Origin of the sequence: Actinomyces timonensis DSM 23838 (assembly GCF_000295095.1) — a bacterium.
In the GTDB taxonomy this organism is placed as follows: domain Bacteria; phylum Actinomycetota; class Actinomycetes; order Actinomycetales; family Actinomycetaceae; genus Actinomyces; species Actinomyces timonensis.
This window is the reverse complement of the sequence record NZ_JH806633.1, coordinates 549494-563585: the sequence shown is the minus strand read 5'-3', so window position 1 is coordinate 563585 and position 14092 is coordinate 549494. Positions and strand designations below refer to the sequence as shown.

General features: G+C 70.5%; 13 protein-coding genes. 1 reads left to right on the top strand and 12 read right to left on the bottom strand.

What is annotated here, in order from left to right; translation table 11 throughout:
• Nucleotides 1–81: 81 nt before the first annotated feature.
• The gene (locus A1QA_RS0108945; RefSeq protein ID WP_167320650.1) at nucleotides 82–1605 is read left to right on the top strand and encodes a pentapeptide repeat-containing protein; all 1524 of its coding nucleotides are present in this window, start codon (nucleotides 82–84) and stop codon (nucleotides 1603–1605) included.
• A 101-nt stretch (nucleotides 1606–1706) separates the two neighbouring features.
• Here A1QA_RS0108945 and A1QA_RS0108940 read toward each other — a convergent pair whose 3' ends face one another.
• The 12 genes from A1QA_RS0108940 to A1QA_RS0108885 all read right to left on the bottom strand — a co-directional run bounded on the left by A1QA_RS0108940 (nucleotide 1707) and on the right by A1QA_RS0108885 (nucleotide 14050).
• Entirely contained in the window at nucleotides 1707–2078 is a 372-nt protein-coding gene (locus tag A1QA_RS0108940) for a VOC family protein (RefSeq protein ID WP_017178570.1), read from the bottom strand.
• A 191-nt stretch (nucleotides 2079–2269) separates the two neighbouring features.
• Entirely contained in the window at nucleotides 2270–3379 is a 1110-nt protein-coding gene (locus tag A1QA_RS0108935) for a low temperature requirement protein A (RefSeq protein WP_244266122.1), read from the bottom strand.
• A gap of 113 nt (nucleotides 3380–3492) precedes the next feature.
• Nucleotides 3493–5676, bottom strand: a complete 2184-nt coding sequence (gene der / locus A1QA_RS0108930; RefSeq protein ID WP_017178568.1) for a bifunctional cytidylate kinase/GTPase Der — start codon at nucleotides 5674–5676, stop codon at nucleotides 3493–3495.
• Nucleotides 5677–5877: 201 nt separating this feature from the next.
• A complete protein-coding gene (locus A1QA_RS0108925; protein WP_017178567.1) occupies nucleotides 5878–7062 on the bottom strand; it encodes a prephenate dehydrogenase in 1185 nt (394 codons plus the stop codon).
• Entirely contained in the window at nucleotides 7059–8084 is a 1026-nt protein-coding gene (locus A1QA_RS0108920) for a pseudouridine synthase (RefSeq protein ID WP_017178566.1), read from the bottom strand. Before A1QA_RS0108920 ends, A1QA_RS0108925 begins: the two co-directional genes overlap by 4 nt.
• Nucleotides 8081–8779, bottom strand: coding sequence for an SMC-Scp complex subunit ScpB (scpB, locus tag A1QA_RS0108915; protein ID WP_017178565.1), 699 nt, complete (start codon nucleotides 8777–8779; stop codon nucleotides 8081–8083). Before scpB ends, A1QA_RS0108920 begins: the two co-directional genes overlap by 4 nt.
• A complete protein-coding gene (locus A1QA_RS0108910; RefSeq protein ID WP_051000612.1) occupies nucleotides 8776–9537 on the bottom strand; it encodes a segregation/condensation protein A in 762 nt (253 codons plus the stop codon). The genes scpB and A1QA_RS0108910 overlap by 4 nt, the downstream gene beginning before the upstream one ends.
• Nucleotides 9538–9658: 121 nt before the next feature.
• The gene (locus A1QA_RS0108905; protein ID WP_017178563.1) at nucleotides 9659–10522 is read right to left on the bottom strand and encodes a ParA family protein; all 864 of its coding nucleotides are present in this window, start codon (nucleotides 10520–10522) and stop codon (nucleotides 9659–9661) included.
• Between the two features lie 44 nt (nucleotides 10523–10566).
• Complete coding sequence (gene xerD / locus A1QA_RS0108900) at nucleotides 10567–11490, bottom strand: site-specific tyrosine recombinase XerD (protein WP_026048829.1); 924 nt, start codon at nucleotides 11488–11490, stop codon at nucleotides 10567–10569.
• A gap of 53 nt (nucleotides 11491–11543) precedes the next feature.
• A complete protein-coding gene (gene secG, locus A1QA_RS0108895; protein WP_017178560.1) occupies nucleotides 11544–11786 on the bottom strand; it encodes a preprotein translocase subunit SecG in 243 nt (80 codons plus the stop codon).
• A gap of 224 nt (nucleotides 11787–12010) precedes the next feature.
• The gene (gene tpiA / locus A1QA_RS0108890) at nucleotides 12011–12793 is read right to left on the bottom strand and encodes a triose-phosphate isomerase (protein WP_017178559.1); all 783 of its coding nucleotides are present in this window, start codon (nucleotides 12791–12793) and stop codon (nucleotides 12011–12013) included.
• Between the two features lie 63 nt (nucleotides 12794–12856).
• Nucleotides 12857–14050, bottom strand: coding sequence for a phosphoglycerate kinase (locus tag A1QA_RS0108885; RefSeq protein ID WP_017178558.1), 1194 nt, complete (start codon nucleotides 14048–14050; stop codon nucleotides 12857–12859).
• Nucleotides 14051–14092 lie beyond the last annotated feature (42 nt).

Here is a 14092-nt window from a genome sequence, read left to right as displayed (position 1 = left end):
GCGAACGCGCAGGTAGGATCGGTCCGCGGCGCCGCACTCTCCCCCAGCGTCGTCATCCCGATTCCAGAGAGGACCGGCGCAGTGGATGCTCCTGACGATTCGGCTGAGAAGAAGCCCCCTCTGGCACGCCGGTTGCAGACGACGGTGGCAGCATGGCGACGGAATGCATGGCGACGGGTGCGGGATTGGTTCAGCGCCTCGCTCTTCCGGGTCATCCTCGGTTGGGCACTGCTTGCGGTCCTGCTGTTCACCGCGCTTGTCTGGCTCTGGGGCGGTGGATTCCCGTGGTCGCGAGGCTGGTGGATCGGCGGTTCCACTCATGCCCGCGTTGCTCCGATCGAGGTTGTCAAAGTCGCGTTGACGACGATCGGTGGCATTGGCGCTGTCGGCTATCTCGTCATCAAGTATCGGGAACGGGCCAGCGCTGAGCGCGATGAGAAGGCGTCGGTAGGGCGGGATGCAGAAGCACGGCTCCTGGCCGCCGTGGAACAACTGGGGAGCGATTCACCCCAGGTACGGATCGCTGGCGTCTACGCCCTGACGGATGTCGCCGACACCTACAAGGGTTCGTACAAGCAGCGGGTCGTCGACATCCTCTGCGGCTACCTGCGCACCGAGCGCGGCCAGTGGGAGCCCGCCACCGGGGACGAGGACGAGTCGGCCATCGTCGTCAAAGGCCGCAGGTGCGTGAGCACAGACGGGCCAGTGGAGTCGACCGTCCTCGAGGTCTTGGCACGGCATCTGCGGAAGGCACGCCCCACGACCGACCGTTCAGAGGAGGTCATTCAAGAGGTCGACGACGACCAACTCTGGTGCGACTGCTCGATCGACCTCCACAACGCAATCTTCGTTGAACCGCTTACTTTCGACGGTTTAGCATTCAATACACCTGCGACCTTCGAAGGCGCGCTATTCATCGCGAACGCCACTTTCGACTCGTCTACCTTCGTCGGACCCACGAGATTCAAGAATGTGGAATTCGTTGAGAGTTCCAATTTTCGAAACTCCACATTCGGTGATGTAACCACTTTCGAGCGAGCGACATTCAGTGGCAGCACCATTTTTACGGGCGTCGTATCTTCGGACACCATTTCTTTCAATGAGGCCAACTTCGTCATCGCAGATTTCAATAACTCATCCTTCGAGCGAGTCGATTTCGAAAGAGCGTTCTTCACTGTTGTCGACTTTCGAAGAACCTCATTCTCCTTCGCGGTCTTCGCAGGAGCCACATTTTACACAGCTGACTTCTGGAAGGCGTATTTTTCCGCCCGAACCGATTTTCGGTATACAACCTATATTTTCGGAGCCGGCTTTCGTGAGGCGAAATTTATGGACTACACCGACTTTTGCAGTGCGAAGTTTAAGCGCAAGGCAGATTTTGAGGGCGCCGACTTCAGTGGCATCGTCAATTTCGAAGGAGCACTATTCAACTATACTTGGAAAACAGCGAGTAACAGTGCCATCACTTTCCCAGTGAATCTCAAAGTCGATTCTAACGTGCGTCTTCCTCCGGGGGCCCGATGGGCGAAATTCGACGAGGACGGCTACGCCATCGAAGATGACAATCCCGCCATCCGCGACGAAGGCGAGCCGCCCGAGGCGTAGCGTCCCGCGCGCCCCTCACCACCTACTTCCGCCTCGCGCGGCCTACCGGGCAGCGGCCACGGCGACGAACTCGTCGTACTCGACAGCCCTCGCTGCCATGCTCAGCCGTGAAAGACCGCCTCGATGTTGTGTCCGTCCGGGTCCAGGACGAAGGCACCGTAGTAACCCGGATGGTACTGCGGCCGCTCCCCAGGGGAGCCGTTGTCGCTGCCGCCCGCGGCAAGCGCCGCCTCGTAGAAGGCATCAACCTGCTCGGTCGACTCCGCCGTCAACGCCAGATGAACGACAGTCGGCGTGTCGGCGGGAACCAGCCACAACTCCGCATTCGGCCCATCCTCGCGCCTTTCGATACCCAGCCCGATCACCGGGCCGTGCTCCGCGAGCACCCGGTAGCCCAAGGGCGCGAGCGCCCTCGTGTAGAAGGCACTCGATGCAGAGGGGTCGCTGACGCCAAGCGAGAGGTGATCAATCACAACCTCATCCTATCCTTGAGTCGTCACGGGCGGGTTGAACTCGGGAACAGCAAAGCGGGGACTCGCGGGCACGCCAGCGTCCCACCCCACTCACCGCCGCTGGCGCTTCTCCCGCACGCGCACGCCGATCTGGATCGGTGTGCCCGCGAAGCCGAACTCCTCGCGCCCTGTCCCTCGCTAACTCCCCTCTCCTATCCCCGGATAGCCGCCACGGCAGCCAGCTCGTCCCGCTCGGGGGCGCCAGCGCTGCGCGGGGCGAGGGTCTCCCACGCGCACTGCGCGGCGGCCACGGCGGCGAGGGCGCTGACGAGCACGAGCCCGCTCACCCTCATTCCCACGGGAATGAGGAGGAGGCAGATGCCGCTCGCGACCATCCGGGACACATAGACGCGGTGGATATTGCGCAGGCGGACGACTGCGAACATCGCGAGGAAGGCGATCGTCCCCGCGCAGAGCAGCGCCGCCGAGCGGGCATCCGCCGGATGATGGGGATCGGCCACCACATGGTGGAAGCCAGCCGCGATCGCGATAAGCCCCGCCACGAGCACGAGATGCCCATAAGCCAGCAGATTGCGCACCGGGAGGAACGGCACGGCGGCGTTCGCGATGTAATGCTCCATGAGCGCCGCGCCGCGGTGGAAGTACGCCCACCACAGGCCCACCACCAGAACGAAAGCCGCCACGAGCACCGCGAGGTCCGCGGTGGTCAGCTCGCTCAGCTCGGCCTGCGGGGTGCAGATCGACACGATCGTCTCCCCCAGTGCCACGATAATGAGCAGCCCGAAGCGCTCCACCACATTGCCGACGTCGTACCTCTGGGTCCGCATCGTGCGCGAGTGGATGAGCGGCCCGGAGATCTCATACAGCGCGGCACCCGCCCACAAGACGAGTTGCGCCGTGCCGCCGACGATCGCCCCGGCGATGAGCAGTGGGGCCTGGATGAGCGAGGCCAGGAGGTCCATGCGGAAGGCCCGGCTGTTCTCCGAGCGGGCGAGCAGGCCGGTGATGAGGAACCGGGACGCCGTGCAGGAGACCGCCAGGACCGTCGCCCGGTCGTTGAAGGCCTCGGGCACGGCCGCGGCGCTCACCATGGCGACGAGCATGAGGAGCATGACCGTGAAGCGGTTGGGCGCCGTCGACATGTCCCGCAGGCTCGTCTGCACGGACACGAGCACCCACTGCCAGTAGACGAGCGCGAGGATGACCCCAGCCCGCGCCACGCCGAGCATCCCCGGCTCTCCGCGCAGGACCCCGCTCACCTCGGTGATGAGGAAGACGTAGACGAGGTCGAACAGGAGCATGACCGGGTCCACCGGCCGGTGATCCAGCGCCCGCGGCGCCGAAGCGCGACCGCCGTCGGCCGGCCCTTCGGCGCCGCCGCGAGGAGCCCGCCCCACACTCATCCGCGAGGCACTCATCGCCGCTGGCGCTTCTCCCGCACGCGCACGCCGATCTGGATCGGGGTGCCCACGAAGCCGAACTCCTCGCGCAGGCGGCGCTCGATGAAGCGCCGGTAGCCGGCGTCGAGGAACCCGGTGGTGAAGATGACGATGCGCGGCGGGCGCACCTGCGCCTGCGTGGAGAAAAGGATGCGAGGCTGCTTGCCGCCACGCAGCGGGTGCGGGGTCGCCGCCTGGAGCTCCCCGAGGAAGGAATTGAGGCGGCCGGTCGGGATGCGCGTCCCCCAGCCCTCCAGGGCGGCGTCGAGAGCGCGCACGAGCCGGTTCGTGTGCCAGCCGGTGGCCGCAGCGAGGTTGATATGCGGCGCCCAGGACACATGCGCGAGGTCGTGCTCGATCTCCCACCTGAGCATCTTCTGGCGGTCCTCGTCCACGAGGTCCCACTTGTTGTTGACCAGCACGAGCGCGCGACCAGCGTCGACCGCCTGCTGGATGACCCGCACGTCCTGCTCGGTCAGCGGCTCGGAGGCGTCCAGGAGGACGACGGCGACCTCCGCCTTCTCAATCGCCCCCTGGGTGCGCAGGACCGCGTAGTAGTCGGCTCCGCGCGACTGGCGCACGCGGCGGCGGATGCCGGCCGTGTCCACGAACACCCACTGGCGGTCGTCGAGCTCGATGATCTCGTCCACGGGGTCGCGGGTGGTGCCGGCCAGCTCGTTGACGACCACGCGGTCCTGCCTGGCGATGGAGTTGAGCAGGGAGGACTTGCCAACATTGGGGCGGCCCACCAGGGCGATGCGGTGCATATGCCCCTCGGGGGCGGCCGGGGCGATGGCGGAGACCTCCGGCAGGACCTCCATGCAGGCGTCGAGGACCTCCCCGCTGCCGCGCCCGTGGAGGGCGGAGACGGCGTAGGGCTCGCCCAGCCCCAGGTTCCACAGGGAGGCGGCGTCGCCCTCCTGGGCCGGGGAGTCGACCTTGTTGGCGGCCAGCACCACGGGCTTGCCGCTGCGCCGCAGGAGGCGCACCACCTGGGCGTCGGTCTCGGTGATGCCCACCTGCGCGTCGACGACGAGCAGGACGGCGTCGGCGAGCTCGACGGCGACCTCCGCCTGGGAGGCGACCGAGGCGTCCAGGCCCTCGACGTCGACCTCCCAGCCGCCGGTGTCCACGATGGTGAAGCGGCGCCCCGCCCACTCGGCGGGGTAGGAGACGCGGTCCCGGGTGACTCCCGGGGTGTCCTGGACGACGGCCTCGCGGCGGCCCAGGACCCGGTTGACGAGCGTGGACTTGCCGACGTTCGGGCGCCCGACGACGGCGAGCACGGGCAGCCCGGCCTCGAAGGCGGTCTCGCCGGAGGGGAGCTCCGCCTCGTCGTCAAGCAGGGCCAGGTCCTCGTCCTCCAGCGCGTACTCCCGCAGGCCGGCGCGCAGGGCCTCGGCCCGCTGCTCGTCGGCCTGGTCTCGCTCGACGGCCTCGGCGCGGGCCGCCTCGATGAGGCCGAGGACGTGGTCGACGGTCTCCTCGAGCGTCATGTCGGAGGAGTCGACGAGGGTGACGCCCTCGGGTGCGGTGAGGAACTGGGAGACGGTGGCGTCGTCGTGGTCGCGGCGCACCACCTGGTCGCGCAGGGCGGCGGCGTCGACGCTCTTGCCCGCGGCCTCCAGGTCCCCGGCGCGGCGGGCCAGGCGGGCCTCCTCGCTGGCGGTGACGAGGAGGCGGACGTCGGCGTCGGGGGCGATGACGGTGGTGATGTCGCGGCCCTCGGCGACGATCCCCGCCCCCGTGCTGAAGGAGCGGTGCAGGTCGACGGCGTCGCGGGACTCCTCGGCGATGATCTCGCGCTGGAGGCGGGCGAGCTCGGCGCGCACGTCGAGGTTGGTGGCGACCTTGGAGACGACGGAGGCGATATGCGGGTCGCGGATGGCCTCGGCGATGTCGACGCCGTCGCAGGCCACGCCGGGTGCCGCGGGGTCGAGGCCCATGTCGAGGGGCATGGTGAGGACGGCCCGGGTGACGGCGTCGGCGTCCACCTCATCGGCGGTGAGGTCGATGCCGGTGCGCTCGCACCACCAGGCGGCGGCGCGGTACATGGCACCGGTGTCGAGGTAGGCCAGGCCCAGCGCTGCGGCGACCCGCTTGGCGACGGTGGACTTGCCCGACCCGCTCGGCCCATCGATGGCGACGACGATTCCCATATGCTCCCGGCCTTCCTGCTTTGCGCTGGCGCGCGACTGGCCCAAGCGTCCCACATGTGCCCGCCGCCGTGCCAAAACCACCCCGCCCGCCTGCACCGACAGGTGCGCTGAGCACCGAGAGGTGCGTTCTCACCGCACCTGACGGTGCTGCGCGCACCCGTCAGTGCCAAGCGCACCCGTCAGTGCTGCGCGCACCCACCCTCAGGCGACGACGACCCTCCAGCCGCGTCCGTCCAGCTCAGCCTCCAGCGGCTGGGCCGCGCTCGGCAGGACGGAGACCAAGGCCAGGCCCGCGCGCTGCCCGGCGGAGTGCTCCATAGCGAAGTCCTCGATGTTCACGCCGGCCTCGCCGATGTCCGTGAAGAGGCGGCCCAGGTAGCCGGGCTGGTCGGGCACGAGCACCTGCACCACCGCGTAGCGCCTGGGCGCGCCGCCGTGCTTGCCGGGGATGCGCGCCTGGCCGGTGTTGCCGCGGCTCATGACATCCGTGATCGCGCCGACGGCGCCGGGGGCGATCGCCTCGGCCCGCCCCGGCGCCGTGTACTCCTCGGAGCCGGCGTCGACGGCGGCCGGCTCGATCCCGGCGATCAGCGCGTCGAGGTCCGCGCGCAGGTCCTTCAGCAGCCCTGCCACGGGACCGGCGTTGCCCACGACGATCGCGGACCACAGCCGCGGGTCGGAGGCCGCGATGCGCGTGACATCCCGCAGGCCCTGTCCGGCCAACTCGAGCGCCGTCTCCGGCAGGGCCTCGAGCCGCGCGGCCACGAGCGAGGAGACGAGTTGCGGCATATGGGAGACGGCGGCGACGGCGGCGTCGTGCTCGGCGGCGCCCAGGCGCAGCGGCGCGGCGCCAGCGTCCATCGCGAGGTTGCGCACGGCGATCTCGGCGGCGGGCTCGGCGCCGTCTGCGACGATCACCCAGGGGCGGCCGGCGAAGAGGTCGGAGTCGGCGGCACCGGCGCCCGAGCGCTCCCGGCCGGCCATGGGGTGGGAGCCCACGTAGCGGGAGGCCGCGGCACCAGCGCGGGCGCGGACCTCGGCGCCCACGCGCGCCTTGACGGAGGCGACGTCGGTGACCACCGCCGCGGGGTGGGCCTCGAGCGCGCCGATGACGACCTGCGCTGCCACATCCGGCGGGGTGGCGACGACGACGAGCGCGGGCTCGGGATCGCCCTCTGCCCTCACGGCGCCGGCCCCCATGTCGCGGGCGAGCGCGAGCGAGGTGGGCGAGGTGTCCTGCAGTTGGACGGGCACGCCGGCGGCGGTGAGGACGAGCGCGAGTGAGGTGCCGAGCAGGCCGGTCCCGATGATGAGCACGGGGCCGCGCGTGGCGGCGGGAGCCGCCGCCGCGCTGGTCGGGCTGGCGCTCTCTGCCGCCCCACTCACAGCCCGACCTCCTTCTGGAGGGCGGCGATCTGCTCGCCGGTGAGCGCCCTCATCGCCCCGGGCTTCAAGCCGCCGAGGGCCAGGGGCCCGAGCTTGGTGCGGGACAGGCGGATGACGGGGTGCCCGACGGCGTCGCACATGCGCCGCACGATCCGGTTGCGCCCGGAGTGCAGGGTGATCTCCAGGATCGAGCCGGCGGGCCCGGAGTCCTTGATGACGACGCGGTCGGCGCTGATGGGGCCGTCGTCGAGCTCGATGCCGCGCTTGAGCTTGCGGGGCACCCAGGGCTCGACCTGTCCCTTGACGATCGCCACATAGGTCTTTGAGATCTCATAGCTGGGGTGCATGAGCCGGTGGGAGAGCTCGCCGTCATTGGACAGCAGGAGCAGCCCCTCGGTCTCGGTGTCGAGGCGGCCCACGTGGACGAGCCGGATGCGCCCACCCGCGCCGCCCTCACCGCCCTGCCCGATTTCCTCGGCGTGCTCGGCCACGTACCGCTCCCCCAGCTCGGCGACGGTCGGCCGCCCCTCGGGGTCCTCCATGGTGGTGACCACGCCGGCGGGCTTGTGCAACATGATGGTGAGGACGTCGGGGCTGGTGAGGATGCGCGAGCCGTCCACCCGGATCTCCTGCTCCACGGGATCGACCCGCACCCCGGGCTCCGTGACGACGACGCCGTCGACGCTCACCCGGCCCGCGGCGATGATCGCCTCGCAGGCCCGCCGGGAGGCGACGCCCGCGTGGGCGAGGACCTTCTGGAGGCGCTGCCCGGACTCGACATGCGGGTCGTCCTCCCCGCCGCGCGAGGCCCGGCGGCGCTCATCGGCGAGCCTCGCCTCGTCCTCCTCGGCCAGGGCACCGTCGTCGAAGGCAGCGAGCTCGGCGGGGGTGAGGGCGTTTTCGTCGCCGAGCTCCTCGATGTCGTCCTCGTCGTAGAACTCCTCCGCCCCGAAGTCCCCCAGGGGGACCCCGTCAGCGCCTGTACTGCCGGTGCTGCCGGTGCTGTGGCCGCGGGTGCTCATCGCGTCTCCGTCTCATGCTCGATGTCCTCCAACTGGGAGGCGTCCGGGAGGTGGGGTGCCAGGGGCGGCAGCCCGTCGAGGCTGTCGATCCCGAGGTACTCGAGGAACTCGTTGGTCGTACGGTAGAGGATCGCGCCGGAGGTCTCATTGCCGGCTTCCTCGATGAGCCCGCGGGCGTGGAGCGTGCGCACGACGCCGTCGACGTTGACCCCGCGGATCGCGGCGATCCGCCCGCGGGTGACGGGCTGGCGGTAGGCGATGACGGCGAGGGTCTCCAGGGCGGCTTGGGACAGGCGCGCGGCGGCCCCGCCGACGACGAAGCTCTCCACGATCCCGGCGTGCTCGGGCGCTGAGGCGAGCCGCCATCCCCCGGCGACGCGCCGCAGGATGAACCCCCGACGGCGCCCGGGCGTCCCCGCGCCTGCCCCCGCCGTGGTCCCCGCGGCAGCCTCGCCCCGGTACTCGGCGGCCAGGGCCTCCAGCAGCGCCTCGGCCTCCTTCTCCTCCAAACCGAGGGCGGCGCCGAGCGCGGCGGCGGTCACCGGCTCGTCGGAGACGACGAGCACCGCCTCTGCCGCGGCCAGGAGCTCATCGCTCGCGGCAGCCGAAACGGCACCAACCGCGCCCTCTGCGGCGCGCGCCTCCTCGCCGTCGGCCTCCGGGACGGCCTGCCCCGCCGACGCATCCGCGCTCATGAGAACTCCTCCCCCAGACCCTCCATATCCGGGGCCATGATGCCTGTCAGATCGTCGTCCCCGCCGCACCAGGACACCGTGATCTCCCCCATGGCCTCGCCCTGCTCCAGGTCGACGCTGCCCTGGCGGTGCAGGATGAGCAGCCCCAGGAAGCGGGCGACGACGACGGCCACCCGGTCCGCGTCGCCCGTGAGCTCGGAGAATGTGAGAGTCCCGGCGGAGCGCAGCCGCAGGGCGAGCACCGTGATCTGCTCGCTGACGGGCACGGCCTCGTGGAGGTGGACGGTCTGCACGCCGGGGGCATCGGGCCGGTTGAAGGCCGCCAGGGCGATGCGGGCGAGCTCGGCGGGACCGACGTTGGCGACGAGCTTGGGCAGCAGGGAGGCGAGCTCGGGCGCGAGCGCGACGACGCGCGGGTGGGCGGTGGCCGCGGCGGTGGACATCTCGTGCAGGGCGGCGGCGGCCCGCTTGTAGGCCCGGTACTGGAGGAGCCGGGCGAAGAGGAGGTCGCGGGCCTCCAGGAGCTCCAGGTCCTCATCCTCCTCCCCGTCCACGTGGGGCAGGAGGCGGTGGGCCTTGAGGGCGAGGAGCGTGGAGGCCACGACGACGAACTCGCTGGCGTGCCCGAGGTCCCAGTCGGCGCGCATATGCGCTATGAACTCGTCGGTCACCTCGGCCAGGGCGAGCTCGGTGACGTCGAGACGGCGCCGGGCGATGAGGCTGAGAAGGAGGTCGAAGGGGCCCTCGAACTGGGGCAGGCTGACGGAGAAGCCGGGGAGCCGCGCGGGTCCCTCCTGCTCGGCGCCCTCGTGCTCCCGGACGGCCTCGGGCGCCCCAGCGCTCCCGGGCGTCCCCGCTTTCCGGGGCGCTGCGGCGTCGTCAGGCGACACAGCCGCGAGCGATGATCTCCCGGGCCAGGCGCCGGTAGGCCTCGGTGCCCGCGTGCGTGGGGGCGTAGGTGTTGATGGGCTCGGCGGCCACGGAGGCGTCGGGGAACTTGACGGTGCGGCGGATCCGCGTGTCGAAGAGGCGCTCGCCGAAGGCCTGCTCGAGTCGCTCCAGGACCTCGCGCGAGTGCAGGGTGCGGGAGTCGACCATGGTGGCGAGGATGCCGTCGATGTCGAGGCGCGGGTTGAGGCGGTCCTTGATCCGCTCGACGGTCTCCACGAGGAGGGCCACGCCGCGCAGGGCGAAGTACTCGGTCTCCAGCGGGATGATGACGCCGTGGGAGGCGGTCAGCGCGTTGACCGTGAGCAGGCCGAGAGAGGGCTGGCAGTCCACGATGATGGCGTCGTAGTCGTCGACGACGGGGCGCAGCACCCGGGCGAGCGCCTGCTCGCGGGCGACCTCGTTGACGAGCTGGACCTCCGCGGCGGACAGGTCGATGTTGGCGGGCACGAGGTCGAGCCCCGGCATGGAGGTCTCGTGGATGACCGGCAGGATGTCCGGGCGGGCGGCCACGAGGAGGTCGTAGATCGTCGTGTCGAGCTCGTTGGCGTTGACGCCGAGGCCCGCCGAGGCGGCGCCCTGCGGGTCGAAGTCGACGATGAGCACCTTGCGCCCGTACTCCACGAGGGAGGCCCCCAGGCTGATGGTCGTCGTCGTCTTGCCGACGCCGCCCTTCTGGTTGCACATGGAGATGATCCGTGCCGGCCCGTGGGACTCCAGGGGCGCGGGGACGGGGAACTCCTTCTGCTCAGGGGCGGGAAGGTCGATCAGGCCGGGCTGCTTGGAGTCACTCACAGGGCCAGGGTAGCGGACGGCACTGGAATCATCAGTAGGCATCATCAGTGAGCCCGGGGATGGCTCGTGGCGTAGACCTCCCTGAGGTGGTCGACGGTCACCTTCGTGTAGATCTGGGTGGTGGTCACCGAGGCGTGCCCGAGCATCTCCTGGACGACGCGCACGTCCGCCCCGCCCGCGAGCAGGTGGGTGGCGAAGGAGTGGCGCAGCGTGTGGGGCGAGATATGCCGCTCGCCCCCGTCAGCGCCGTCGCCGGTGAGGCCCGCCCGGGCGGCGGCCTGCTGGAGGATGCTCCACGCCGTCTGGCGGGACAGGGGCCGCCCGAGTGTGTTGAGGAAGACCTCGGGCACTCCCCTGCCCTTGGCGGCAAGGCTCGGCCTCCCCCGCACGAGGTAGGCGTCGAGCGCCGCCCAGGCGTACTGCCCCATGGGGACGATCCGCTCCTTACGGCCCTTGCCGAACAGCCGGAGGACGCCGCTGCCCGCATCGAGGTCGTCGACGACGAGGCCGACGGCCTCGGAGATGCGGGCCCCGGTGGCGTAGAGGATCTCCAGCAGGGCGCGGTCGCGCAGGCTCACGGGCGAGTCGTCGACGGCGGCCGCCTCCAGGAGCGCGCGCACCTCCTCGACGCTGAGGGCCTTGGGCAGGCGGCGCCCGACCTGCGGGGGGCGGACGGCCGCCGAGGGGTCCGTCGGCGTGGTCCCCTCATCGAGGAGGAATCGGTGCCAGCCGCGCACCGCCGTGACCGTGCGCGCGGCTGAGGAGGCCGCCAGGGCCCGCCCGCCGTCCTCGCCGGTGCGGATGGCCTGGGAGAAGGCGGCGACGTCCTCCTCGGCGACGGCGCCGGGCGCGGTGATCCCGCGCTCCCTGAGGAAAGCGGTGTACCGCGAGAGGTCCCGCAGGTAGGCGGCCAGGGTGTTCTCGCTCAGGCCCCGCTCGACCCGCAGATGCGCAAGATACCCGCGCAGGGATCGCTCGAGGGCGTCCCCGCGCGGGTCTGCTGCGCGGCTGGATGAGGCGGTCAGGAGAGCTTCACCAGGAGCCCGAGGCCGATGATCGTCAGGCTCCACATGAGGCCGACGCCCACGGTGATGCGGTCGAGGTTGCGCTCGGCGACGCCGGAGGAGCCGGCCGAGGAGGAGATGCCTCCGCCGAACATGTCGGACAGGCCGCCGCCCTTCCCCTTGTGCAGGAGGATCGACATGATGAGGAAGAAACTCGACATAACGAGGAGCACCTGGAGGATGATGCGGAGGATGTCCACGCCGTCGTCCTTTCAGTGGAGGGATCCGCGCTGGATCCGTCAGGAGCGGATGTGCCGCTGGCGAGCGCTCGCGCGGCGATGACCGTGGCTGACTCTACCCGAATCGCGGGCCGGGGCCAGGGCGCGCCTCCTGTGAGGTGCCCTGGCCCCGGTCGCTGTTGCGTCACGGGCGCCGCCCGCCCGCCCACATGGGTGGCGGCGGGAGGCGCGGCGCCCGGTCCGGCTCAGGCGGCGTAGAAGCGGCACATGGCCGCGAAGGAGTCCGCCTTGAGGGAGGCGCCGCCGATGAGGGCGCCGTCGATGTCGGGCTGCGCCATGAGCTCGACGATGTTGCCGGGCTTGGCGGAGCCGCCGTAGAGCACGCGGGTGGCCTCAGCGGTGGCCTCGCCGAAGTCCTCGCGCAGGGCCGCGCGGATCGCGCCGCAGACCTCCTGGGCGTCGTCGGCGGTGGCGGTCTCGCCGGTGCCGATGGCCCAGATGGGCTCGTAGGCGATGACGATCTTGGCGACGTCCTCGGCACTCCAGCCCTTGAGGGCGGCGCGGATCTGGCCGAGGACGAACTCGACGTGCGTGCCGGCCTTGCGGATCTCGAGGGCCTCGCCGCAGCACAGGATCGGCGTCATGCCGGCGTCGAGGGCCTTGCGGGCCTTGGCGCCGACGAGCTCGTCGGACTCGCTGTGGTACTCGCGGCGCTCGGAGTGGCCCATGACCACGTAGGAGCAGCCGAGCTTGGTGAGCATGGCGGTGGAGATCTCACCGGTGTAGGCGCCGTTGTCGTGGATGGAGACGTCCTGGGCACCGTACTTGATCTCCAGGTTGTCGGCGTCGACGACGGTCTGCACGGTGCGCAGGTCGGTGAACGGCGGGATGACGACGGCCTCGCACTTGGCGAAGTCGTGGCCGGCGTCCTTGAGCTCCATGGCGATGCCCTGGACGAGGTGGTTGGCCTCGAGGTGGTCCAGGTTCATCTTCCAGTTGCCCGCCATGAGGGGGGTGCGGTTCGACATTGCGATGGTGTCCTTCGTGTCAGTTGGGTTGGTCAGGTGGGGCTGGAGCGGCGCGGTCCGCGCTCAGCCCTCGAGGACGGCGATGCCCGGCAGGGTCTTGCCCTCGAGGAGCTCCAGGGAGGCGCCGCCACCGGTGGAGATGTGGGAGAACGTCGTCTCGTCGAAGCCGAGGGTGCGCACGGCCGCGGCGGAGTCGCCGCCACCGATGACGCTGAAGGCGTCAGAGTCGCTGATGGCCTGGGCCACGGCCTTCGTTCCGGCGGCGAAGGCCTCGAACTCGAAGACGCCCATGGGGCCGTTCCACACGACGGTCTTGGACGAGGCGATCGCCTTGCCGAAGAGCTCGGCGGTCTTGGGGCCGATGTCGAGGCCCATCTGGTCGGCCGGGATGGCGTCGGCGGCCACGACGGTCGCGGGGGCGTCGGCCTTGAACTCCGGGGCGACGACGGTGTCGACGGGCAGGAGCAGCTCGACGCCGTTGGCCTTGGCGGTCTCCAGGTAGCCCTTGACGGTCTCGACCTGGTCCTTCTCCAGCAGGGAGGTGCCGACCTCGTAGCCCTGGGCGACGAGGAAGGTGTAGGCCATGCCACCGCCGATGAGGAGGCGGTCCGCCTTGGACAGCAGGTTGGCGATGACGCCGAGCTTGTCGGAGACCTTGGAGCCGCCGAGCACCACGGTGTAGGGGCGCTCGGGGTTGTTGACGGCGCGGCCGAGGGACTCGATCTCCTTGACCACGAGCAGACCCGCGGCGGCCGGGAGGATCTTGGCGATGTCGTAGACGGAGGCCTGCTTGCGGTGGACCACGCCGAAGCCGTCGGAGACGAAGGCGTCGGCGAGCTCGGCGAGCTGGGCGGCGAAGGCCTCGCGCTCGGCGTCGTCCTTGGAGGTCTCGGCGGCGTTGAAGCGCACGTTCTCCAGCAGGACGATCTCGCCGGCGCTCATGGCGGCGACGGCGGCCTTGGCGGACTCGCCGACGGTGTCCTCGGCCAGGACGACCTTGACGCCGGTGACCTCGGCGAGGCGCTTGGCGACGGGGGCCAGCGAGAAGTCGGGGTTGGCCTGGCCCTTGGGGCGGCCCAGGTGGGCGGTGATGATGACCTTGGCGCCAGCCTCGAGGAGCTTGCGCAGGGTGGGCAGGGCGGCCTGGATGCGGCCGTCGTCGGTGATGTTCTTGTCGGCGTCGAGCGGGACGTTGAAGTCGGAGCGGACGAGGACGCGCTTGCCGGCCAGGTCGCCGAGGGACTCGATGGTCTTCATGGAACCTCTCAAGGTGTGTTGTGGCGTTCGGGTGAACGGTGG

Excerpts from the sequence above, each read along its gene's own strand:
- A1QA_RS0108920 (WP_017178566.1), bottom strand. The coding sequence starts at position 8,084 with ATGAGCACCCGCGGCCACAGCACCGGCAGCACCGGCAGTACAGGCGCT.
- der (WP_017178568.1), bottom strand. The coding sequence starts at position 5,676 with ATGGGAATCGTCGTCGCCATCGATGGGCCGAGCGGGTCGGGCAAGTCC.
- tpiA (WP_017178559.1), bottom strand. The coding sequence starts at position 12,793 with ATGTCGAACCGCACCCCCCTCATGGCGGGCAACTGGAAGATGAACCTG.
- A1QA_RS0108935 (WP_244266122.1), bottom strand. The coding sequence starts at position 3,379 with ATGCTCCTGTTCGACCTCGTCTACGTCTTCCTCATCACCGAGGTGAGC.
- scpB (WP_017178565.1), bottom strand. The coding sequence starts at position 8,779 with ATGAGCGCGGATGCGTCGGCGGGGCAGGCCGTCCCGGAGGCCGACGGC.
- A1QA_RS0108885 (WP_017178558.1), bottom strand. The coding sequence starts at position 14,050 with ATGAAGACCATCGAGTCCCTCGGCGACCTGGCCGGCAAGCGCGTCCTC.